This window comes from Cyclobacterium plantarum, assembly GCF_011290685.1.
Taxonomy (GTDB): domain Bacteria; phylum Bacteroidota; class Bacteroidia; order Cytophagales; family Cyclobacteriaceae; genus Cyclobacterium; species Cyclobacterium plantarum.
On the sequence record NZ_JAANYN010000018.1, the window covers coordinates 15,238 to 37,294 of the forward strand.

15 protein-coding genes are annotated in these 22,057 nt (G+C 43.4%); 10 read left to right on the forward strand and 5 right to left on the reverse strand.

Going from position 1 to position 22,057, the window contains the following annotated elements; all coding sequences use genetic code 11:
* Positions 1-16: 16 nt before the first annotated feature.
* Both rlmN and G9Q97_RS23715 read left to right on the forward strand, forming a co-directional pair.
* The gene (rlmN, locus tag G9Q97_RS23710) at positions 17-1,066 is read left to right on the forward strand and encodes a 23S rRNA (adenine(2503)-C(2))-methyltransferase RlmN (protein WP_166151605.1); all 1,050 of its coding nucleotides are present in this window, start codon (positions 17-19) and stop codon (positions 1,064-1,066) included.
* Between the two features lie 70 nt (positions 1,067-1,136).
* Positions 1,137-1,763, forward strand: coding sequence for a TetR/AcrR family transcriptional regulator (locus G9Q97_RS23715; protein ID WP_166151606.1), 627 nt, complete (start codon positions 1,137-1,139; stop codon positions 1,761-1,763).
* A 6-nt stretch (positions 1,764-1,769) separates the two neighbouring features.
* Here G9Q97_RS23715 and G9Q97_RS23720 read toward each other — a convergent pair whose 3' ends face one another.
* From G9Q97_RS23720 to G9Q97_RS23735, 4 genes are read right to left on the reverse strand one after another with little or no spacing between them, the layout of a single operon-like run.
* Complete coding sequence (locus G9Q97_RS23720; protein ID WP_166151607.1) at positions 1,770-2,696, reverse strand: rhomboid family protein; 927 nt, start codon at positions 2,694-2,696, stop codon at positions 1,770-1,772.
* A gap of 6 nt (positions 2,697-2,702) precedes the next feature.
* Positions 2,703-3,494 carry a rhomboid family intramembrane serine protease gene (locus G9Q97_RS23725; protein WP_166151608.1) on the reverse strand — a complete coding sequence of 264 codons (792 nt, stop codon included), beginning with the start codon at positions 3,492-3,494 and terminating at the stop codon, positions 2,703-2,705.
* Positions 3,495-3,510: 16 nt separating this feature from the next.
* On the reverse strand, positions 3,511-5,352 hold the full coding sequence (gene mutL / locus G9Q97_RS23730) for a DNA mismatch repair endonuclease MutL (protein ID WP_166151609.1): 1,842 nt from the start codon (positions 5,350-5,352) through the stop codon (positions 3,511-3,513).
* Positions 5,345-5,761, reverse strand: a complete 417-nt coding sequence (locus tag G9Q97_RS23735; RefSeq protein WP_166151610.1) for a hypothetical protein — start codon at positions 5,759-5,761, stop codon at positions 5,345-5,347. Before G9Q97_RS23735 ends, mutL begins: the two co-directional genes overlap by 8 nt.
* 255 nt (positions 5,762-6,016) lie before the next feature.
* Here G9Q97_RS23735 and G9Q97_RS23740 point away from each other — a divergent pair, with 255 nt between their 5' ends.
* The 7 genes from G9Q97_RS23740 to lpdA all read left to right on the forward strand — a co-directional run bounded on the left by G9Q97_RS23740 (position 6,017) and on the right by lpdA (position 18,113).
* Positions 6,017-8,986: a glycoside hydrolase family 3 N-terminal domain-containing protein gene (locus G9Q97_RS23740; protein ID WP_166151611.1), complete on the forward strand. Its 2,970-nt coding sequence runs from the start codon at positions 6,017-6,019 to the stop codon at positions 8,984-8,986.
* Positions 8,987-9,056: 70 nt separating this feature from the next.
* A complete protein-coding gene (gene bshA, locus G9Q97_RS23745; RefSeq protein WP_166151612.1) occupies positions 9,057-10,199 on the forward strand; it encodes an N-acetyl-alpha-D-glucosaminyl L-malate synthase BshA in 1,143 nt (380 codons plus the stop codon).
* A gap of 148 nt (positions 10,200-10,347) precedes the next feature.
* Positions 10,348-10,977: a sterol desaturase family protein gene (locus G9Q97_RS23750; RefSeq protein WP_166151613.1), complete on the forward strand. Its 630-nt coding sequence runs from the start codon at positions 10,348-10,350 to the stop codon at positions 10,975-10,977.
* A 143-nt stretch (positions 10,978-11,120) separates the two neighbouring features.
* On the forward strand, positions 11,121-11,936 hold the full coding sequence (locus G9Q97_RS23755) for an NAD(P)-binding domain-containing protein (RefSeq protein WP_166151614.1): 816 nt from the start codon (positions 11,121-11,123) through the stop codon (positions 11,934-11,936).
* A gap of 281 nt (positions 11,937-12,217) precedes the next feature.
* Positions 12,218-15,010: a 2-oxoglutarate dehydrogenase E1 component gene (locus G9Q97_RS23760; protein ID WP_166151615.1), complete on the forward strand. Its 2,793-nt coding sequence runs from the start codon at positions 12,218-12,220 to the stop codon at positions 15,008-15,010.
* A gap of 89 nt (positions 15,011-15,099) precedes the next feature.
* On the forward strand, positions 15,100-16,653 hold the full coding sequence (gene odhB / locus G9Q97_RS23765; protein ID WP_166151617.1) for a 2-oxoglutarate dehydrogenase complex dihydrolipoyllysine-residue succinyltransferase: 1,554 nt from the start codon (positions 15,100-15,102) through the stop codon (positions 16,651-16,653).
* A gap of 62 nt (positions 16,654-16,715) precedes the next feature.
* Complete coding sequence (gene lpdA, locus G9Q97_RS23770; protein WP_166151619.1) at positions 16,716-18,113, forward strand: dihydrolipoyl dehydrogenase; 1,398 nt, start codon at positions 16,716-16,718, stop codon at positions 18,111-18,113.
* Positions 18,114-18,171: 58 nt separating this feature from the next.
* Here lpdA and G9Q97_RS23775 read toward each other — a convergent pair whose 3' ends face one another.
* On the reverse strand, positions 18,172-19,464 hold the full coding sequence (locus G9Q97_RS23775) for a UDP-N-acetylmuramoyl-tripeptide--D-alanyl-D-alanine ligase (protein ID WP_166151621.1): 1,293 nt from the start codon (positions 19,462-19,464) through the stop codon (positions 18,172-18,174).
* A 457-nt stretch (positions 19,465-19,921) separates the two neighbouring features.
* Between G9Q97_RS23775 and G9Q97_RS23780 the strand changes: the two genes are divergently transcribed.
* The gene (locus G9Q97_RS23780) at positions 19,922-22,057 is read left to right on the forward strand and encodes a T9SS type A sorting domain-containing protein (protein WP_166151623.1); all 2,136 of its coding nucleotides are present in this window, start codon (positions 19,922-19,924) and stop codon (positions 22,055-22,057) included.

Below are 22,057 nucleotides of genomic sequence, written 5' to 3' on the forward strand. Positions count from 1 at the left end.
GGAAAAAACGAAATTCATGCAAGAAAAAAATAAACAAGACATCAGAAAACTGGATTTGGCTGCATTGGAGCATTATTTTGTATCCATAGGAGAAAAGAAATTCAGGGCCCGGCAGGTGTATGAATGGTTATGGAACAAGTCACTCAAAAATTTTGATGACATGACCAATATTTCCAAAACCACCCGGGAAATATTAAAAGAAAATTTCAGCATCAATCATATCCATGTAGACCATTTTCAACGCAGCAGTGATGGCACCATCAAAAATGCAGTCAAACTATTTGACAACAAAATTGTGGAGTCTGTCCTTATCCCCACGACAAAGCGCATTACAGCTTGTGTATCTTCTCAGGTAGGCTGCAGTCTGGACTGTAATTTTTGCGCTACTGCCAGGTTGAAAAGAATGAGGAATCTGAATCCGGATGAGATTTATGATCAGGTGGTGGCCATTCAGCAAGAGGCCAGGATCTACTATGAACGCCCCCTGACCAACATCGTATTCATGGGTATGGGAGAACCTTTGCTCAATTACCAAAACGTGTTGGCAGCCATAGAAAAAATCTGCTCCCCGGAGGGTTTGGGAATATCCCCAAAACGTATCACATTGTCTACAGTGGGAATAGCAAAAATGATCCGTAAACTGGCGGATGAGGAGGTTAAATTCAATTTGGCACTTTCATTGCATTCTGCTATAAATGAAACCAGGAGTCGGCTAATGCCTATCAATGAGTCCAACACTGTGGAGGACCTGGCGGATGCTTTAAAGTATTGGTATGCCAAAACCAAAAGAAAAGTCACTTACGAATATGTGATTTGGGATGGTATTAATGATGACGAGGCCCATGCCAGGGCATTGGTAAAATTCTGCAAGCATGTACCTTCAAAAGTCAACATTATCCAATACAATCCTATTGACGAGGGGGAATTCAGGCAAGCCTCAGCTGACAAAGTAGCTTTATACCTCCAAATCCTGAACGCAGCTGGAATTGTGGCCAAGGTCAGAAAATCCCGTGGTCAGGACATTGATGCAGCCTGCGGTCAATTGGCCAATAAAAATGAGGTGTAAGAAATAATGCAAGTTATTTCGTATATGAATTCCTTTTTTTTAAATTTGAAATACATATTCAATAACAACAATGGATTTTCAGACCCTTATAGACAAATCACTTACCGTTTTTAATGAGCATGGGTACCACCGTACAGATATGGAGTTGTTAATGGAGCAGCTACAGATCAGGCCATCTGATTTTAAAAGAGAATTCACTGATTTTGAGGACCTGATCACAAAGATTTTTTACAGCCTGTGTTCTGAATCGGATGCTGCCACAGCTGAAATTGATAAAAACAGCACCTCCCTGGAATTACTGTATGCAAGCACCATCAGTTCCTATCGCATCCAGGTCAAATACCGTTTTTTCTTCATGGACTTAGGTGCCATAATCAACAACCATGAGCCCGTCAAGGACCGTTACTTTGAGTTGATTTCATTGCGGAAGGCCCAATTGATTCACCTGTTTACTTTACTGCATCAGGAAAATATTTTTGTTGAGGAAAACTTCACTGGAAGCTACGAAAACCTGGCCAATCAAATGACCATGTTATCTGACTACTGGCCCACCCATAACCAGATCATTTTCGGCAAGGAAATTTTCCATTTCCAGTATTATAGCAAATTGGTTTTTTCAATGGTCTTACCTTTTCTTACAAAAGAAGGGTTGAAATCATACAAAAAAATATTGGGGTATGACAAATCAGACCATTAATTTGACTCATACATCCTTATTGCTAAAATCAAAGAGTTTGCGTTTCTCTTCTTTACTCAGGTTATCATAGCCTTTTTCAGCAATTTTATCCAGTATCCTGTCAATTTCTTCCTGGGTGCTACTACTTCCGCCAGACGTTTTGTTTGGTCTGCTTTTGGTTGAAGCACTTTTCCCTGAATCCGGACCTCTCCTGTAAGTCACTTTCACTTTAGGCTTGGAAGTAAATAATTTTTCAAAAAACTGGCCAATTGCCTGAATGGGCCTGCCCATGTCTATGCCTTTATTAAGCTGAAGGATATAAAAATACCCCAGTGCGGCACCACCCAAATGGGCCAACTCCCCACCGGCATTGGAGCCTGCCGAATTGGCAAAAGCAATCAACACGTAAAATATGGCAATGTATTTTATTTTTACCGGGCCGATAAGGAGGAGGTGAAACTGTGTATCGGGCCTTAGTGTGGCCGCAGCGACTACGATCGCATACACCCCCGCACTTGCCCCCAGCATCAATGCGGCATCAACCTTATCACTAAAATAGGGGGCAATATTGTACAACACCATATACAATAAACCACCGGCAATTCCTCCCAGAAAATAAAGGTTTACCAACTTGCGGCTACCCAAATACTCCTGAACCAATAAACCAAACCAGTATAAAAAAAGCAGGTTAAATATGATATGTAAAAAACCTTCATGTAAAAACATGTAACTGATCAGGGTCCATGGCTGCATCAAAAACCTGGTGATCGAGGCCGGCATCATGAAAAAGGATACAATGGACCGATAGACTTCCTCCGCACCTCCAATGGTCAGAAAAACCCTCAACACCATTAGCACCAAAAAAGCCAATAAATTTATCGCAATAATCTTATACAGACCATTATCTTTATGGTCAAAGGCATGCCTGATATGATACCAAAATCCTCCGTACATTTTTTCTTAATAAAAATTTCTTCTGTCTTTTTTCCAGTATACGACCAACACAGCACCGATCATCAGCCCGGATAGGTGCGCAAAATGAGCTACATTATCAGTGGGATTAGATACAAATATATTATAAACTGTGTATAGTCCATAGAACAATACAAGGTATTTTGCCTTTACCGGCATTGGCGGAAAGAGTAAAAACAACTGGGTATTCGGAAACAGCATACCAAAAGCAATGAGAATCCCGAAAAGTGCCCCGGAAGCACCTACCATAGGAATGTTTGCCTGACTTTCCCTGACATCAAGCATGGCTCTTTTGGCCTGTTCCTGAATTTCATAATTATCTGGATTTCTGCTGTAACTGTCAATAAAATCGTAAATGGCTGGATTAAACATGTGCCGGTTATCAGAAACAAAGCGATTGAATGACTCAGGATCCGGATCAGCGGTAAAGGCTTCTATGCTATTGCTCAGCTTTCCCATCTTATAGGCATTGTAGCCGGAATACATCACTCCGGACCCTACCCCACAAACCATCCACAAAATCAAAATTTTCTTTGGACCAAGAAACTGCTCCAAAAGAGGCCCAAAAATAAATAGCCCAAACATATTGCTGAAAAGATGCCAGAAGTCTGCATGCATAAACATGTAGGTCACAAACTGAAAAGGCATGAAAAACCTGCTCTCCACATAGTAAAGGGCAAATAGACTTTTAAGTTGTGGCAGAAAAAAGGAGACGACTACGTGCATCCCCACAGTGATTAGCAGGAGGTTCTTCACAATGGGGGTAAGGGCTCTGAACATAGGTTTTTGTTTATTTTCAGGAATAGAAAAATCTTTCTATCTTATTTAAATCTAATTTAATAAAGGTCTTGTTTCCTTCCGGGCTATAATTTGGGTTTTGACAGGCAAACAACTGGCCGGCAAGGTTTTCCATTTCCTGGCTTTTTAATTGATCTCCTTTCTTTATGGAAGTTTTCTTTGCCAAAGACCTTGCCAGGTTTTCTTTTCTGCCGAGTGATAGTTCATCTTTAAAATGCTTGAATTGTTCCAGCATTTCTTCAAAAAGGACTTTTTCACTGGCAATATGAATATCGGTTGGGACTCCGTTGATCAGGATGGTATGTTTGCCAAAAACCGTCAATTGAAAACCAAGGTTGTTCAATTCTTCTTTTAAATCCATGACCAGGGCAAAGTCTGCAGGACTCAGTTGGATATTCTGCGGGAAAAGGCATTGTTGGGAAGCTCCTGCTGATTGATCCAGTTGCCTGATATACCTTTCGTATAGGATCCGTTGATGCGTGGCCTGTTGGTCAAAAACAAGCATGCCGGAGGATGTTTGGGTTACGAAGTAAGCTTGCCCTATCTGAAATGTTTTTCCCGGACCTGCGGCCGGCTTTTCCGTTGAAATATCCGCACTATTGGCTTTGCTGGGGAAGGTCTTCAGCTGGCCGCTCCCTTGTTTTTCCTTTTCAGGGTCAAAATGGATGGCTCTTTCTTCATGATCCTGCTGGAACATTTGTTCCCATCCCCTGGCGTCTTTGTTTAGGGAGCTGGGTCCCCTGAAGGTCCTGTAGTTGTTTTCCGTACTTACCTCATGGCCTTTGTTGTTGTCATTGTCCCAATTGTCCGTAAAATTCACGTCCAGGCTAAAGTCAATGGTAGGAACTACATGGTGTGCCCCCAAGGCCTGTTTTACAGCTGACCTGACTACCCCATATATGGTTCTTTCGTCATCAAACTTGATCTCAGTTTTGGTTGGATGAACGTTGATATCAATATGCTTTGGATCAATGGTTAAAAAAAGTACATAAAAAGGATGTTGATCTGAACTGATGAGTGCTTCAAAGGCATTCAGCAGGGCGTGGTGAAGGTAATTACTTCTTATATAGCGGTTGTTGACGAAAAAAAATTGTTCTCCACGGGTTTTTTTGGCTTGTTCAGGAGTCCCTACGTACCCTTTGATATCTATGTGAGGAGATGATTCCTGACATACTATTAGCTGGTTCCTATATTGCTTCCCAAAAATACCCACTATTCTTTTACTGAGCTTTCCGGAGGCTAGTTTAAACAGCTCCATGTCGTTTTGGTAAAAAGAAAATGCCACCTCAGGGTATGCAAGTGCAATCCGTTGAAACTCCTCCAGCAGGTGTTTGGTCTCCACCGCATTGGATTTGAGAAAATTTCTCCGCGCAGGTACATTAAAGAAAAGGTTTTTTACAGCTATAGAGGTGCCGCCCTGAAAAACTACTGGTTCCTGCTTCTTTACCATAGACCCCTCAATTTGGATCAGGCTGCCCAATTCGTCTCCCTCGCGTTTGGTTTTCAATTCAACCTGGGCCACCGCTGCTATGGAAGCCATTGCCTCACCTCTAAATCCATGGGTGCGGATATTAAACAGGTCTTCTGATCTTTTGATCTTGGAGGTGGCATGCCTTTCAAAGCACATCCGCGCATCTGTGATGGACATCCCAATGCCGTCATCTATGACCTGGATGAGGGATTTTCCTCCATCCCTTACCACTACCTGGATGTTTTTGGCACCGGCATCAATGGCATTCTCCAAAAGTTCTTTTAATGCTGAGGAAGGTCTTTGGACTACCTCCCCGGCCGCAATTTGATTGGCGATCGCATCTGGCAACAACTGAATCAGGTCATTCATTTTTTTTACGGGGTTTTAACTTGAACAACCCGATCAATAAGGCTACCGCCGATCCCAGATAGAGCAGGTAGTAAATAATATCGGGACCAAAGTACAAGTACCCCCCAAACCCGCCTACAAGCAGAACAAAAATTATGGTACGCATCAATCCGGCACTTTGCAGTATGCCAGAGGGTTGCTTCTTAATAGGACTTCCACTGGTAAACGCCCCCCTGATGGCAGAGCCATGGTGATACCCCAACTTTTGTTTCAATCCATTTTCATCAGGTGAAAGCACTCCTTTGGCCTCTAATTCTCTTTTGATACCCTCGGTCCTGCTTTGGATTTCTTCTTTTACCGGATCATAATGCCTTGGATTGATCTGAAATCTTCTTGGTTGGTTTACCCTGAATATAGATGGAAATTTCATGCGGTCAGTTGTCTGTTTTCAAGGGTCGGTAAGGTGATCTGATGTTTAGGCGTACTTGGAGGAATCCAAAACTTGGAAAAAACATTGTACCACCGAAACCGAATTTAATTAACTATTGTTTTTTGAATAAATTTACACCTGTTCATCACTTTTACATAGGTAGAAATCCGGAAATTATGTATGTTTGGATAATTCCGGGATTTGTGTTACACAAAGTTATCCTTAAATTATTACCAATAAAATTTTAACACGCCCATGTGTCAAAAAGTTTATGCTTTGTCCATTTGTTGCATCCTACTTTTAGGATTGGTTTCCAGCCACTCGTATGCACCTGATCTGGACCTTTTTCAAAGTGAAAACACTACTGCCCAGCAAGTTTGGGTAGACAGTGTTTTCAATAACCTGACCTTTGAGGAGCGCCTCGGGCAACTATTCATGGTAGCGGCCTATTCCAACAAAGGAAAAGACCATCAGGAAGAAATTTCTCAGTTGATACAGCGTGAAAACCTTGGGGGCCTGATTTTTTTTCAGGGAGGACCTGTTCGTCAGGCGCATTTGACCAATGAATACCAGAAGTTGGCAAAGACACCACTTTTCATTGCCATGGATGCAGAATGGGGCCTTGGCATGAGATTAGACAGTGTGCTGAGGTTTCCTAAACAGATGACCCTTGGAGCAGCTAAGGACGAAGTACTCGTTTACCATATGGGCAGAGAGATTGCGCGACAATTTCAGGAAATGGGCATGCATATCAATTTTGCACCTGTAGTGGATGTCAATTCTGATCCAGATAATCCTGTCATAGGCTACCGTTCTTTTGGGGAAGAAAAGCAATTGGTCAGCAGAAAATCTTTGGCCTACATGCAAGGGCTGCAGGACCATGGCGTCATTGCCAATGCCAAACATTTTCCGGGTCATGGAAATACCAATTCTGATTCTCATTACACCACGCCGGTCATTATGAGCAGTAAAGAAAAAATTGTGGACATAGATCTATATCCCTACCGGGAAATGATTGATAAAGGTTTGATGAGTGTCATGGTGGCTCATTTGCATATTCCCAGCCTTGGAAGTGAAGACAAGCTTCCAACCACATTATCTCCCAAGGTGGTCACCGGACTGCTTAGAGAGGAAATGAATTTCCAGGGACTCATTTTTACTGATGCCCTTAACATGAAGGGAGTAAGTGACCTGTACAAGCCGGGGGAAGTAGATCTGTTGGCTTTGCTTGCTGGAAATGATATTCTATTGTACGCCGAAGATGTGCCAAAATCGAAAAAATTGATTCTGGAGGCAGTGGAACAAGGAAAAATCAGTAAGGAAGAAATCGACCAAAGAGTACGCAAGGTATTGAACGCCAAATATTGGGCAGGTTTGCATCAACCCCAACAAATCAACCCCCAAAAATTGGTGGAGCGTTTGAGCAATTTTGGAACTAAAGCCCTGATCGAACAACTATATGCATCTTCAATAACCGTCTTAAATAATCAGGACGAAGCTATACCTGTACGCCACCTTGACATGGGCCAGATGGCTTCGCTAACCTTGGGCGGTAAAGGAGAAACTTTTAAATCATTTCTTGACAAGTATGCGGCCTTCACCCACTATACGCTTAGGTCCAATAGCAATCGGGATAATTACGCTGCCATGGAGGCTAACCTGAAAGACTACAACACGATCGTGGTCGGAGTAATGGGAATGACCAACAACAGCCGGAGAAATTTTGGTCTTAATGAGGAGGAAATTGCCTTCATCAACAGGCTTCAGGAAACCCACCAGGTCATCACCGTAGTTTTTGGCAATGCCTATTCTGCTGCAAAATTCAGGGAGCAGAAAAATCTGCTATTGGTTTATGAGGAAAATGAATTTACTGAAAGTCTGGCTCCTCAGGTAATCTTCGGGGGAAGACCAGGAACAGGCAAGCTACCAATAAGTCTGGATCAGGGTTGGGTTTTGGGTCATGGCATTCAGACAGCTACATTGGATCGCCTGGCTTACAGCACACCTGAAGCCCAAAACATGGATAGCCGGGAATTATTAAAAATTGACCGGCTTATGGAAAAAGCAATAGCGGACAAAGCCACACCAGGCGGTACTGTACTGGTGGCAAAAAATGGATCAGTGGTGCTTGAAAAGTCCTATGGGCATTATGATTACAGCGAGAGGCAGGCCGTTACCGAAAATACCCTGTATGATTTGGCCTCGCTGACAAAGGTCATGGCCACCACACAGGCCATTATGTTTCTTGAGGGCCGGGGATTTATTGACCTGGATGAAAAACTGGAAACTTACCTTCCTGCATTGGCGGGGAGCAATAAGGCCGATATCCGCATAAGAGACATCCTGACCCATGAAGCCGGTTTGTTACCTTATATTCCCCATTTTACCCAAACACTTGAAGGATCCGAATGGAAAAGGGAATATTACAGCCGCAGCAATCAGCCTCCCTTTACCTTGCCAGTAGCTGACGGGGTGTTTGCACACCATTCTTTGCCAGACAGCCTCTGGAAATGGACGGTAGAATCCGATCTGAGATATAAAGGCAGCAAAAGCAGGGGATATAGTTATCGGTATTCGGATGTTGGTATGTATTTACTGCACCGGTTGATTGAAACCATGGTAAACCAACCCATGAATGAATTTCTAGAGCAACAATTCTACAGTCCTTTGGGCATGAACCATTTCGGATTTTTACCCTTGCAAAAGTTCGATCCACGCCAAATTGCCCCTACAGAGGATGACAGGCTCTTCCGCAAAACCCTGGTACACGGTTATGTGCATGACCCAGGGGCCGCCCTGTATGGGGGTGTGGCCGGTCACGCAGGCCTGTTTGGAACAGCCAATGATCTGGCCAAATTAATGCAAATGATGCTTCAGGGGGGAAAGTACGGCGCGGTAGAAATATTGGACCAGGAAACCATTGATAAATTTACCAGCAAGCAATCTTTTAAGAGCAGACGGGCATTGGGTTGGGATAAACCTGATCCGGAAAAGGATAAAGGACCTACCGGAAACCTCGCCCCCCCAAGCACTTTTGGCCATACTGGATTCACCGGAACAGCTGCCTGGGCTGATCCGGAAAATCAATTGATATATATTTTTCTATCCAACAGGGTTCATCCGGATGCAGGAAATAACCGGTTATTGCGTGACAATGTGCGCTCCGACATCCAGGATATTGTCTACAAGTCTTTAAAAACCCAAATACTTTTAGCCGAAAAATGAACAAATTAACAGGGATAACGTGTTAAAGTTTGATACATAAATCTGGCTTGGCCTTAAAAAAAACAAAAAAATGAAAATCGGGATAGTCTGTTACCCGACATTTGGGGGAAGCGGTGTGGTCGCTACTGAATTGGGAAAAGCTCTTTCTGCCAAAGGTCATGAGATTCATTTCATTACTTACAGTCAGCCCACCAGGCTGGATTTTTTTAGTGAAAACCTATTCTACCATGAGGTGGATATCAAGAGTTATCCCTTGTTTGAGCATGCGCCATACGAATTAGCCCTGGCAAGCAAAATGGTCAATGTGGTGAAGTACGAGGGATTGGATTTGTTACACGTTCACTATGCCATACCACATGCTTCAGCAGCCTATATGGCCAAACAAATTTTAAAAAAACAAGGCATCAACATTCCGGTAGTAACCACTTTGCATGGCACGGACATTACCCTGGTGGGAAAAGACCCCAGCTATGAGCCAGTGGTGACTTTCAGCATCAATGAATCCGATGGTGTGACTGCCGTATCAGAGGACCTGAAGAAGGACACTTTTCTACACTTTGATATTCATACCCATATTGAAGTCATTCCCAATTTCATTGACCTCAACAGATTTAAAAAGCAAAAGAAGGAACATTTCAAGAAGGCCATTTGCCCCATGGATGAAAAACTCCTGGTTCACACCTCCAATTTTCGTAAAGTAAAACGGGTAGAGGATGTGATTAGGGTCTTTTTTGAAGTGCGCAAAGTTATTCCGGCCAAGCTTCTATTGGTTGGAGATGGTCCTGAGAGGGATAAAATGGAAAGGTTATGCCGTCAGTTGGGCACCTGTGAGGACATCAGGTTTTTGGGTAAGCTTGAAGCAGTGGAAGAGGTGCTATCCGTAGCAGATCTTTTTCTCATGCCATCGGAAAAGGAAAGTTTTGGCCTGGCAGCATTGGAAGCCATGGCTTGCGAAGTCCCCTTATTGACCAGCAATGTAGGGGGCATTCCTGAATTGAATATCAATGGAGAGACAGGCTTCCTTTGCGAAGTGGGAAATATTGCTGAAATGACTGAAAAAGCACTTTTTATTTTAGATGGCAAAAATTTACCCAATTTTAAAAAGAATGCCCTGGCCCGGGCAAAGATGTTTGATGTGTCGGCAATTCTGCCCAAATATGAGGTATTCTACGCTAAAACCATCGAAAATTCTCTTCTGGCTTCAAATATCTGATTAAAATCATAATTTATTTTCCTCAATAATGTAACCCCTGGTAACAAGCTTTTCGTTTAGAGTACATATAATCTTCGATTAAGGATAATATTCCTTAACTTAGGCATCAAAATTGAAGGTAAGATATCGATTAAAAATTACTTGAATAATGAAAAAAATTGGAAGATTGGACCGTCCGGACAATAGCGGGAGTGCTAAAATGTTTGCCAATCCAGTTTTGGAAAAATTGAGCAGAACCCATATCAGCATACCCATAGCCATGTTTTTGGGTGTTGGCACTTTCTCAATTTATATGGGGATAACGACAACGGATATTTCTTTCTTAAAGGCAGGCTTACTGATGTCAGGTGGATTTCTGGTATTTACTTTTGTAGAATATCTGTTGCACCGCTATGTTTATCACATGGTCCCGGATAATAAGTTTAAGGATAAGCTTCAATATTCCATGCATGGTGTGCATCATGACTATCCAAAAGACAAGGACCGACTAGCACTACCTCCGTTTATTACAGGTATGTATGCAGCTATACTTTATTTCCTGTTTGATTTCATCATGGGGGAAATGGCCCTTTATTTCCTGCCGGGCTTTTTAATTGGGTATGCCATGTACCTGGGGGTGCATTTTCTGGTACATGCCTACCAGCCACCAAAAAACTTCCTGAAAACCCTTTGGGTAAACCATGCCATACACCATTACAAAGATCCGGATGTAGCCTTCGGTGTAAGTACACCACTTTGGGATTTTGTCTTTGGAACTGTACCAAAAAAACAACATTGAATTCCGGTGACAGCTATTGGTGGAAAATCATTCATCCGTTAAAAAAAGCGGCAATTCATGGAATTGACCGCTTTTTTAATGATTATTGTTCACTAACTTCGCCGTAATCGATTGTCTATTCCGGAAAGTTAAATACTTCAAACATGACTATAAGTATCATTGGATTAGGTTGGCTGGGTACGCCACTGGCTGCAGAGCTCCAAAATCAGGGATATACCGTAAAAGGAAGTACCACAAAACCAGATAAAAGAGACCTTTTGCGAGCGGATGGCATAGAGGCCTTTCAGCTTATCCTGGACCCCGGGGTGAAAGGGGAATTGCCAGTATCCCTGTTTGAAACTGACATCTTGGTAATAAATGTACCTCCTTCCCGACGGAGTAAGCCAGCAGATTTTCACCCGAAACAAATCCAGCAGCTTAAAGATTTAATCGTCCAAAATCAGATAAAAAAGGTTTTGTATGTAAGTGCCACCTCTGTGTATCCAAGTGAAAACCAATTGGCACGGGAAACAACCACATTGTCCCCGGCCAATACCGGAAACCCTAGCCTGCTGAATGCAGAAAACCTATTGTGGGAAAACAAAAACTATGACCTGACGGTGATCCGCTTTGGAGGACTTCTGGGGGATGACAGGATTCCGGGAAGATACTTCTCCGGTAAAGAAAATGTTGCCGGTCATCCACCGGTTAATTACATTCATCGAAGGGATGCTGTACGAGCTATACCCTGGATTCTGACAAACAAGCTTTGGAACGAAACTTTTAATATCGTGAGTCCGGTACATCCCTCCAAAAAAGAAGTATTTGAAAAAAATGCGGCGGACTTTGGTTTTCCCCCACCTGCAAGTTATGAAAATCCTGAAGGGCAGCAATGGAAAAAAATTTCACCTGAAAAATGGTTACAAACAGGTTTTATCTTTGACTTTGACAACCCTCTGGACTTTAGCTACACCCCCTGATGCAGGATTTATTTGCCAGAATCTGCAGGTGGAAAAGCCCATTCCAAAAAAACACAAATTAATTGACAAAAAGCCATCCCTTAAATTCCCTGGCAATCCGAATCAACTTTTAAAAAAATAGCCTGGTAATAATTATATACTGATTTTTTAAAATTAATCAACTTTTATTCTGGTATTAAAAATTTAAAATATTGATATTCAAATATATTTGTAAACCCGCATAAGCGGTTTTTAAAAAATAACTTAATAAGCTAATTTTGTCAGCAGAACATAAATAACCCATGGATAAATATTCTTACATCGCCAATGCCCATGTAGCCTACATAGATGAGCTATATGATGACTACAAAAAAGATCCTGAAGCCATTGACAGCAGCTGGAAAGCATTTTTTGATGGTTTTGAGTTTGCCATCAGTAAATACGGAGAGGATGAAAACGGAGGGGCAGCAGCAGATGTGCAGGGTCCTGTAAACGGCAATCTGGCTACCAAAGGCACCATTATGGACATGGAGAGATTGCCAAAGGAGATTAAGGTTAGGGCCCTGATCCATGCCTACCGATCCAGAGGCCATCTCAGGTCCAAAACCAATCCTGTCAGGGAAAGACGAGACCGAAAAGCTTTATTGGACCTGGAAGATTTCGGACTGGATAAGAACGATTTGGACACGGTATATCAAGCCGGAAACGAAATTGGTATAGGAGATGCCAGGCTTTCCAAGATTATTGAATCCCTTAAGATCATATATGAGGGATCCATGGGCTTTGAATACCTTTATATCCGGGATCCCGAGATGCTGGATTGGTTCAGGATAAAGGTAGAAAAGGATGCGCTGGAATTCAATCCCCCTCTGGAGGATAAAAAAAGAATCCTTTCCAAGTTGAATGAAGCGGTGGTTTTCGAAAATTTCCTGCATACCAAGTATTTGGGGCAAAAAAGATTTTCTCTGGAAGGGGGGGAAAGTACAATTCCGTTTTTGGATTCCCTGATCAACCAGGCATCGGATAGCGGTGTGGAAGAGGTAATGATAGGCATGGCCCACCGGGGCCGGCTAAATGTGCTGGCCAATATCATGGGAAAAACCTACGAGCAGATATTCTCGGAATTTGAAGGCACGGCCAAGCCTGACCTTACCATGGGCGATGGAGATGTAAAATATCACCTTGGATTTTCTTCAGAAGTACCCGCAAAGAACGGGAAATTGATGATTTTGAAACTGGCCCCCAACCCCTCTCACCTGGAGGCAGTAAATCCGGTAGTAGAGGGTTTTGTAAGGGCCAAGATAGATGACCATTATGCAGGTGATGAGGATAAAATGATCCCCATATTAATCCATGGGGATTCAGCAGTGGCCGGACAGGGAGTAGTATATGAGGTCACCCAAATGGCCAACCTCAAAGGATATTATACTGGGGGGACCATCCATTTTGTGATCAACAACCAGGTAGGTTTTACCACTGATTTTGATGATGCCAGAAGTTCGATTTATTGTACAGATGTGGCAAAAATCATTGATGCACCGGTTATTCATGTAAACGGGGATGATCCTGAAGCAGTGGTCTATGCGGCCAAACTGGCTGTCGATTTCCGGCAAAAATTCAACAAGGACATTTTTGTGGATATGGTCTGCTACAGGAGGCATGGGCACAACGAATCGGATGAACCAAAATTTACCCAGCCCGAACTGTATAACCTTATTTCCAAGCATCCCAATCCCCGGGAAATATATAACAAGACATTACTGGAGAGAGGGCAGGTTGATGCCAAACTGGCCAAGCAAATGGACAAGGAGTTTCGCCAGCTTTTGCAGGACCGGCTGAATTTGGTCAAGGAAAAACCCCTTCCCTATTCCTTCAGCCCATTTGAAAAAGCCTGGAAGGCACTGGACCGGGCGAAACCCGAAGATTTTGAAAAATCCCCGGATACGGGCATCAGTGCCGATTCCATAGAAAAAATAGCAGAGGCCCTAACTGTGATGCCCAAAGGATTTAAACCCATCAAGCAGATCGAGGCTCAGCTCAAGCAGCGGAAGGAAATGTTTTTCCAGACCAAATCATTGAATTGGGCCGCAGGAGAGTTGCTGGCCTATGGCTCTTTGCTTTTGGAGGGCAAAACAGTCCGTATCACCGGTCAGGATTGTCAAAGGGGTACCTTTTCCCACAGACATGCAGTGGTACATGATGCGAATACCAACAAGCCCTATAATTCCCTGAAAGAACTCAAAGACAGCAAAGGTAAATTCTACATTTACAACTCCTTGTTATCTGAATATGCTGTTTTGGGATTTGAATACGGGTATGCCATGGCCAACCCCAATGCCCTTACCGTCTGGGAGGCGCAATTTGGGGATTTCGCCAATGGGGCACAAACCATGATCGACCAGTTTATTACCTCTGGTGAATCCAAATGGCAAAAAATGAACGGGCTGGTCATGTTGCTTCCCCATGGTTATGAGGGGCAGGGTCCTGAGCACTCCAATGCCAGACCTGAAAGATTTCTGCAGCTGGCTGCCGAGTACAATGTGGTGGTGGCCAATGTGACCGAACCCTCCAATTTCTTTCATTTGCTGCGGCGGCAGCTGGCATGGAACTTCAGAAAACCCTGCATAGTCATGTCTCCCAAATCCCTTCTTCGCCACCCCAAAGTGGTATCCCCCCTGGAAGAATTTACCAAAGGGTGTTTCAGGGAAGTAATCGTAGATGAGCAAATGGATCCCAAAAAGGTAAAACGAGTGGTTCTTTGCTCTGGAAAAATATATTACGAACTGGCCGAAATGAGGGAAAAGGAAAAGGTGGAAGATGTGGCCATTATCAGAGTGGAACAACTTCACCCCCTTCCAAAGAATCAGATCCTGAAAGCCATTAAAGCCTATGGCAAAAACGTGGAAACCCTATGGGTCCAGGAAGAACCTGAAAACATGGGTTATTGGGCATTTATGGTGAGAAATTTATTCAAAGACCTGAACATGGACGTGATAGCCAGAAAAGCCAGTGCTTCTCCTGCTACGGGTTACCATAAAGTACACCTGACAGAACAAAAGCAAATTTTAGAAAAGGCATTAAAAATAAATTCCTAATTTTCCATTTCATAACTTATTATTTTAAAACTAATTTTGAAATTTTCAAGCCGGTACATCTCCGAAGTCCGGATAAAATCAAATAACCGATGAGCATAGCAATCAAAGTCCCCGCCGTAGGCGAATCCATCACCGAGGTCACCGTAGGGCAGTGGTTTAAAAACGATGGAGAATTTGTAGAAATGGACGAGGTCCTTTGTGAACTTGAATCCGACAAAGCCACTTTTGAGCTTACTGCCGAGTCGGCAGGTATACTTCACACCAAAGCGGAAGAAGGTGAAACCCTGGAAATTGGCGCAGTGATTTGCGAAATTGATGCTGATGCCAAAGAAGAAACCAAAACAGAAAAGCCAGCAACCAAAAAGGAAGCGGATACTTCTGAAAAAGTTGAAAAAACCAAAAGCACTGGTGAAATCAAGGAAATGCATGTTCCTACAGTGGGGGAATCCATCACCGAAGTGACCCTTGCATCCTGGCTTAAGGAAGATGGGGATTTTGTGGAATTGGATGACATCATTGCGGAAGTAGATTCGGACAAAGCTACTTTTGAATTGCCTGCTGAGGCATCGGGAATATTGAGACATGTGGCGGCTGAAGGGGAAACCCTGGAAATTGGCGGATTGATTTGTAAAATTGAACTAACTGATGGCCCGGCTGCCGGGGAAAGATCCTCCGCCACTGAAAGTGATACCAAGGATGAAGGCAAACAGAAAAGCTCAGGCAAGGAAAATTATGCCACAGGTCATGCTTCTCCTGCCGCCGCAAAAATACTTGCTGAAAAAGGAATCGATCCCAAATCAGTAAATGGTACTGGAAAGGATGGCCGCATCACCAAAGAGGATGCGGATAAAGCAGAAAAGAAAACTGCTCCTTCCCCATCAAAAACTACCGCTACAAAAGACAAAGCAGAAGAGGAAAAACCTGCAGCTGAGGCAAAGGGCGAACGGCCAAGCCGAAGGGAAAAAATGAGTTCCCTGAGAAAAACCATTTCAAGGCGGCTTGTAAGTGTCAAAAATGAAACGGCCATGTTGACCACTTTTAATGAAGTGAACATGAAGCCAATCATGGATTTAAGAAAACAATACAAAGACCAGTTCAAGGAGCGCTACGAGGTAAACCTGGGATTCATGTCCTTTTTTACCAAAGCGGCATGCATTGCGCTGGAAGAGTGGCCGGCAGTCAACGCGCAAATTGATGGAAATGAAATCGTATACCATGATTTTTGTGATATTTCTATAGCCGTGTCTTCTCCCAAAGGGTTGGTAGTTCCTGTAATCAGAAACGCAGAGCAACTTTCATTTGCTGAAATCGAGAAAGAAGTGGTTCGTCTGGCAGTTAAGGCAAGAGACGGCAAATTGACCATAGACGAGATGACCGGTGGCACCTTTACCCTGACCAATGGTGGTATTTTTGGGTCCATGATGTCCACCCCTATCATCAATGCCCCGCAGGCAGCCATTTTGGGCATGCACAATATTGTAGAAAGACCCATGGCCGTAAACGGTGAGGTAAAGATCCTTCCTATGATGTATCTGGCACTTTCCTATGACCATCGTATCATTGACGGCAGGGAGTCTGTAAGCTTTCTGGTCCGCATGAAGCAATTGCTGGAAGATCCCGCAAGGCTGTTACTCGGCATCTAAAGTCTTTTCAACCTTTCCTATGCCCTTTACAGGCACAGGTATCATTTAAAACGTGATTTACTATGTATGATTTAATCGTAATTGGTTCCGGTCCGGGTGGCTATGTAGCAGCTATTAGAGCAGCCCAACTGGGGCTGAAAACTGCCATAATAGAAAAATACCCGACTTTGGGCGGCACATGTCTGAATGTGGGTTGTATTCCCTCCAAGGCCTTGCTGGATTCCTCAGAGCACTACCACAATGCTGCGCACAGTTTCAAAACCCATGGGATAGACCTGAAGGATTTAAAGGTTAATTTCAAACAAATGATTAGCAGGAAGCGGGATGTCGTCAAACAAAACGTAGACGGTATCCAATACCTGATGAAAAAAAACAAGATTGATGTTCACCAGGGTCTTGGTGTTTTCAAAGATAAAAATACGGTAGTCATCCAAAAGGAGGGAGACAAAAAAGAAGAGATCAGTGGTAAAAATATCATCATTGCCACCGGATCAAAACCTGCCAATCTTCCGTTTATCAATCTGGATAAAGAAAGGATCATTACCTCCACAGAAGCCCTTGAACTCAAAGAAGTGCCCAAACACCTGGTAATCATAGGAGGTGGGATCATCGGACTTGAGTTGGGTTCTGTCTACGCAAGACTGGGGGCCAAAGTATCCGTAGTGGAATTTATGGACGGAATCATACCTACCATGGATAAAACCATGGGCAAAGAGCTTCAAAAATCCCTGAAAAAACTGGGCATTGAATTTTACCTCAAACACAAGGTAACTGGTGTGGTAAGAAAGGGCAAAGAAGTAACCGTGACTGCTCAAAATAGTGAGGACAAAGAAGTTACTATCAAAGGAGACTATGTACTGGTATCCATAGGAAGACGCCCCTATACAGAAGGATTAAATGCTGAGGCGGCAGGAGTGAAAATCAACGATAAAGGGCAAATAGAAGTAGATGAACACCTTAAAACCAGTGTGGATCATATTTATGCCATTGGAGATGTGGTTAAAGGCACCATGCTTGCCCATAAGGCTGAAGAGGAAGGTGTGTTTGTAGCCGAACAGTTGGCAGGGCAAAAACCCCATATCAATTACCTGCTTATTCCCGGAGTAGTCTATACCTGGCCTGAGGTGGCTTCCGTAGGATACACCGAAGAGCAGCTTAAAGAGAAAGGAAAAAAATACAAAACGGGTAAGTTCCCCTTTATGGCTTCCGGGAGAGCCAGAGCCAGTGGGGATACCGATGGCCTGGTAAAGGTTTTGGCAGATGCCGAAACAGATGAAATCCTGGGCGTTCACATGATAGGTCCCAGAACAGCAGACATGATTGCCGAGGCTGTGGTGGCGATGGAATACCGGGCTTCCGCAGAAGATATTGCCAGAATGTCTCATGCCCATCCTACCTATACAGAAGTGTTTCGGGAAGCTTGTCTGGCAGCAACAGATAATCGTGCCCTGCACGTATAATCCGGGCAAAGCGATTCCATCCCACAAAGGCTGCTGTATCCTCAGCGGCCTTTGTCTTTTAAATGAATTCCAGTAAAGATTCTAACTTCATTCCCCTGCTGCCTTTTATAAAGATTTGGTAATCTTCAAGAGCAGAATCCTTCAACCAGTTCCTGAAAGAAAGCGGATCCGGAAAATACAATGCCTTTGGTACTTTTGGCAAGGCATGTTGCACCAATTTGCCGGTAAGGCAAATTTTATCCAATTTCATCTGTTGCAATTGTTCCCCCAGCTTTTCATGGGCAGAAACAGTATGCTCCCCCAATTCCAGCATATCTCCAACTATCACCATTTTGTGTTTCCGTTTGTCCAGTCTGCCAAAGGCCTTTAAAGCCTCTTCCATACTGGAGGGGTTGGCGTTGTAGGCATCCATAAAAATCAAATTACTACGCTTCTCCAGGATTTGCGAACGCATATTTGAGGGAGCATAACCCGCTGCTGCAGCTGCTGCCTCCCCTAAAGAAACTCCAAAAAACTTTCCTATACATATGGCTGCTGCAATATTGTCAAAATTATATTCTCCTATCAACTGAGAGGTATAACTAATACTGCCTTCACCGGTGCTGAAAGTTACAAAGGGATCGGCACCAAGAAACTGAACAGGACAAAAATGACCTGATTCAGGAAAGAGGACGGGATCTTTAAACCTGTGTTTCATGTTGGCAAATACCGCTTGCCTGGTATTCAAAAACACCTTTCCATCGGTTTCCAATAGAAATTGAAAGAGTTCAGTTTTGGTTTTCAAAACGCCTTCAGGACCACCCATACCTTCTAAATGGGCCTGCCCTATATTCGTGATCAGGCCATGGGTAGGCAAGGCAATATGGCTAAGTTCGGCTATGTCTCCCTGCTTATTGGCCCCCATTTCAATAATGGCGATTTCTGTATCCCTGGTAATGCCCAACAATGTCAGGGGCACTCCGATATGGTTGTTGAGATTACCCTTTGTAGCCAGAACCCTGAATTTCCGGGACAGTACCTGCTGCATCAGCTCCTTGGTTGTTGTCTTCCCATTGGATCCGGTAAGACCAATTACTGGTAGGTTAAATTGTTTTCTGTGAAAGGTAGCCAGGTCCTGTAATGCTTTAAGCACATCTTCTACCAAAATAAAACCATCACCGGTTACAACCGTAGGATCATCCACAACCACCATGGAAGCTCCCAGTTCCAAAGCTTTTGCCGCATATTGATTCCCGTCAAAATTGGGCCCTTTGAGGGCAAAAAACAAATCACCTTTTTGAAGTTTCCGGGTATCCGTACATACCCTGCCTGCCGATAAAAAATGGTCATGCAGCCGATTGATCCTTTCCATGCTCAAATTATTTTTTCAAATTAAAGAAAACCGGGATATTGCCTCCCGGCAAACAAAAGTAATATATCTGGTCTCAATTTATATTCCGGTTGATTAAAAATAACTTTTTCCCTCCAAAACTAAGGTATTTCATTTTTTAGCTATTCATCACCTATTTTAAAAATGGTTTTACCCTGTCATTACAAAACCATCAGGAGACAGACCAGGCCCAATTATAAAAACAAATCAGTCTGCAGGATATTCAGCAATATTATTAACCTTAAAGAGCTCACAAAATGAGAAATGGCAGAGAAAACAACAATGAACCTCACTACTGGCAATCGCATCTTAAAATTCCTAACATTCACAAAATGGAATGGAACTAATTATTAAAAGAGGAGCTTTATTAAAATCAGTGCAAGCAATAGCAATAGTTCTATCTTTGCATCCAGGAGCCAAAGATATACAGTATATCCCTATGAACTGCCGCCTTAGTATTACTTTGATTTTGATCAGCCTGCTGCAGGTACGAGCACAGGAAACATACCAATTTGAAACCGCCATTTCCCAGGTGTTTCTTACGGAAGGACGGGAGCTTTCCATGCCCTTTGCCGGAGGAATCAATGCGGCACAGGTTCAGGAATTTGATCTCGACGGGGACGGAATAGAAGAGCTTGTGGTTTGGGATATCAATGCAGGAATGATCAGGGCCTTCAAAAAACCCGGGGGGCAATTTACCAACATTCCCGAAGCTGCTTTTTATTTTCCCGATGATGTCAATGCTTTTCTGTTACTTAAAGATTTTGACGGAGATGGGAGAAAAGACTTGTTTACCGGTTCTCCATTTGGCATCAAAGTGTACAAAAACAATACAGACACCGGTGAAGTCTTTCCAGCATGGGAGGTAGCTCAGGATTTTCTCCGGCTAGATAATGGCGCTAACCTGACCAGCAATATTTTGGACATTCCCCTGATCGAAGATCTGGACGGGGATGGGGACCTGGATGTACTCACCTTTAATTTTGCCTCGGGTGATTACCTGGAATACTACCAAAACACCAGTATAGAAAGAAAAAGCCAAGCTGACGTTGATGGTTTTGCCTCTGCGATAATTCGATGGGGCAATTTTGAATTTTGCGGTTGTGGAAACATCAGCTTCGGCACAACCTGCAGTGGCCAGCCCATATCCTCCATCCAAAATGCAGGAGAACAATTAAGGACCAAGCATTCCGGCGGGCATACCCTCCTTTATCGGGATCTGAACAATGATGGCATCAGGGATTTGCTAATAGGCCAGGATCTGTGTGAAACTTTGTATTATCTTCCTAATTCGGGCACAGATTTGGTACCGGCCTTTGATACATTTTCCACTACCTTACCTGACTATGGGCCATTACCGGAATTCCCAATATTTCACGCCGCTTTTCCTTATGAAGAAAACCTGTTGATTTCCAGTCATTCATCAGAGGTAGCCAGCAATTTCGGTGTTGATTTCGCTCAGAGCATGTATCTTTTGCCACCATCGGGCGAAGGCCTCCCGCTGACCAATGCTTTTTTGCAGGAAAACATGCTGGACTTTGGGGAAAATTCCAGGCCTTTTTTTAAAGGAAATGCTTTCCAGGGCAATCTATTTGTTGCGGCAAACGTAACTGGACAAAAAGAAATTAAGGGCAAGATATTTCAGTTTCAGCTTGAAGGGGATCAACTTGAATTGGTGGATGAAGATTTTTTAGACCTGGAAGCATTGGGGCTCCGGGAGTTGAGCTATCAGGAATACACTTCACCCTCCGGCCAATCATTCCACCTGCTTTCAGGTGTGCAGATAATCAATAATATTCCTGAAAAATTGATTTGGCTTAGCCCTGTTTTATCAGCCACAGAAAAAATAGCTGTACAAATTCCCTCCTTTAATCTCAGGGGCCTGGATCAGGTATTTCTATTTCATGATGGAAACACAGATTATTTACTCTTGGCCAGGCAAACGGGGGAATTGGTTTTGTTTTCCATAAACCTGTCCGGAGAACCTTCCCTGGAATTGCTGGAGCGGGATTTTTTAGGTTTTACTGACAATCCGGTAAACAGAAATCTAACCCTTACCGCAAGCTCTGGCGAACATCCTGCTTTGATGGCTATTGACCAGCGGGGAGTTATTTTTTCAGTTAAGGACATTCTGGCTGACCCTGTCATGAGCAGGCTCTCTATCCGGACTGAATCAGGGGATTTCGATCAAACCAGGTTTGGAAGAAATACCTGGATCAGCTTCATTCCTGGTCTTTTGGGAGAGGATCCGGATTTGATTATTGGCAACAGGGCCGGTGGACTCGAATATTTGAGTCGCATAGCAGCTGATGAAAATGGCCCTGATGAAAAACTCAACGCCATCGTTTTTCCCAATCCCAGCAGGGGGGAGAACCTTAAATTGATCGTAAACCAGGAGGAAGTAACCCTTACTATTTATGGGCCAAGCGGGAAACTGATCAGGGAAGGCCTGTTGATCAAAGGACAGGAAGTTACTGAAATCAGCCTTTTTGGATTCAGTCCCGGATTGTACATTTTGGAGTTAATTGGAAAAAACAGGCAGCGACAATACAAAAAGCTATGGGTGAGTCCCTGA

Bases quoted from the DNA above. Each gene is read 5' to 3' on its own strand.
- rlmN (WP_166151605.1), top strand. From the start codon at position 17: ATGCAAGAAAAAAATAAACAAGACATCAGAAAACTGGATTTGGCTGCA.
- G9Q97_RS23715 (WP_166151606.1), top strand. From the start codon at position 1,137: ATGGATTTTCAGACCCTTATAGACAAATCACTTACCGTTTTTAATGAG.
- G9Q97_RS23720 (WP_166151607.1), bottom strand. From the start codon at position 2,696: ATGTACGGAGGATTTTGGTATCATATCAGGCATGCCTTTGACCATAAA.
- G9Q97_RS23725 (WP_166151608.1), bottom strand. From the start codon at position 3,494: ATGTTCAGAGCCCTTACCCCCATTGTGAAGAACCTCCTGCTAATCACT.
- mutL (WP_166151609.1), bottom strand. From the start codon at position 5,352: ATGAATGACCTGATTCAGTTGTTGCCAGATGCGATCGCCAATCAAATT.
- G9Q97_RS23735 (WP_166151610.1), bottom strand. From the start codon at position 5,761: ATGAAATTTCCATCTATATTCAGGGTAAACCAACCAAGAAGATTTCAG.
- G9Q97_RS23740 (WP_166151611.1), top strand. From the start codon at position 6,017: ATGTGTCAAAAAGTTTATGCTTTGTCCATTTGTTGCATCCTACTTTTA.
- bshA (WP_166151612.1), top strand. From the start codon at position 9,057: ATGAAAATCGGGATAGTCTGTTACCCGACATTTGGGGGAAGCGGTGTG.
- G9Q97_RS23750 (WP_166151613.1), top strand. From the start codon at position 10,348: ATGAAAAAAATTGGAAGATTGGACCGTCCGGACAATAGCGGGAGTGCT.
- G9Q97_RS23755 (WP_166151614.1), top strand. From the start codon at position 11,121: ATGACTATAAGTATCATTGGATTAGGTTGGCTGGGTACGCCACTGGCT.
- G9Q97_RS23760 (WP_166151615.1), top strand. From the start codon at position 12,218: ATGGATAAATATTCTTACATCGCCAATGCCCATGTAGCCTACATAGAT.
- odhB (WP_166151617.1), top strand. From the start codon at position 15,100: ATGAGCATAGCAATCAAAGTCCCCGCCGTAGGCGAATCCATCACCGAG.
- lpdA (WP_166151619.1), top strand. From the start codon at position 16,716: ATGTATGATTTAATCGTAATTGGTTCCGGTCCGGGTGGCTATGTAGCA.
- G9Q97_RS23775 (WP_166151621.1), bottom strand. From the start codon at position 19,464: ATGGAAAGGATCAATCGGCTGCATGACCATTTTTTATCGGCAGGCAGG.
- G9Q97_RS23780 (WP_166151623.1), top strand. From the start codon at position 19,922: ATGAACTGCCGCCTTAGTATTACTTTGATTTTGATCAGCCTGCTGCAG.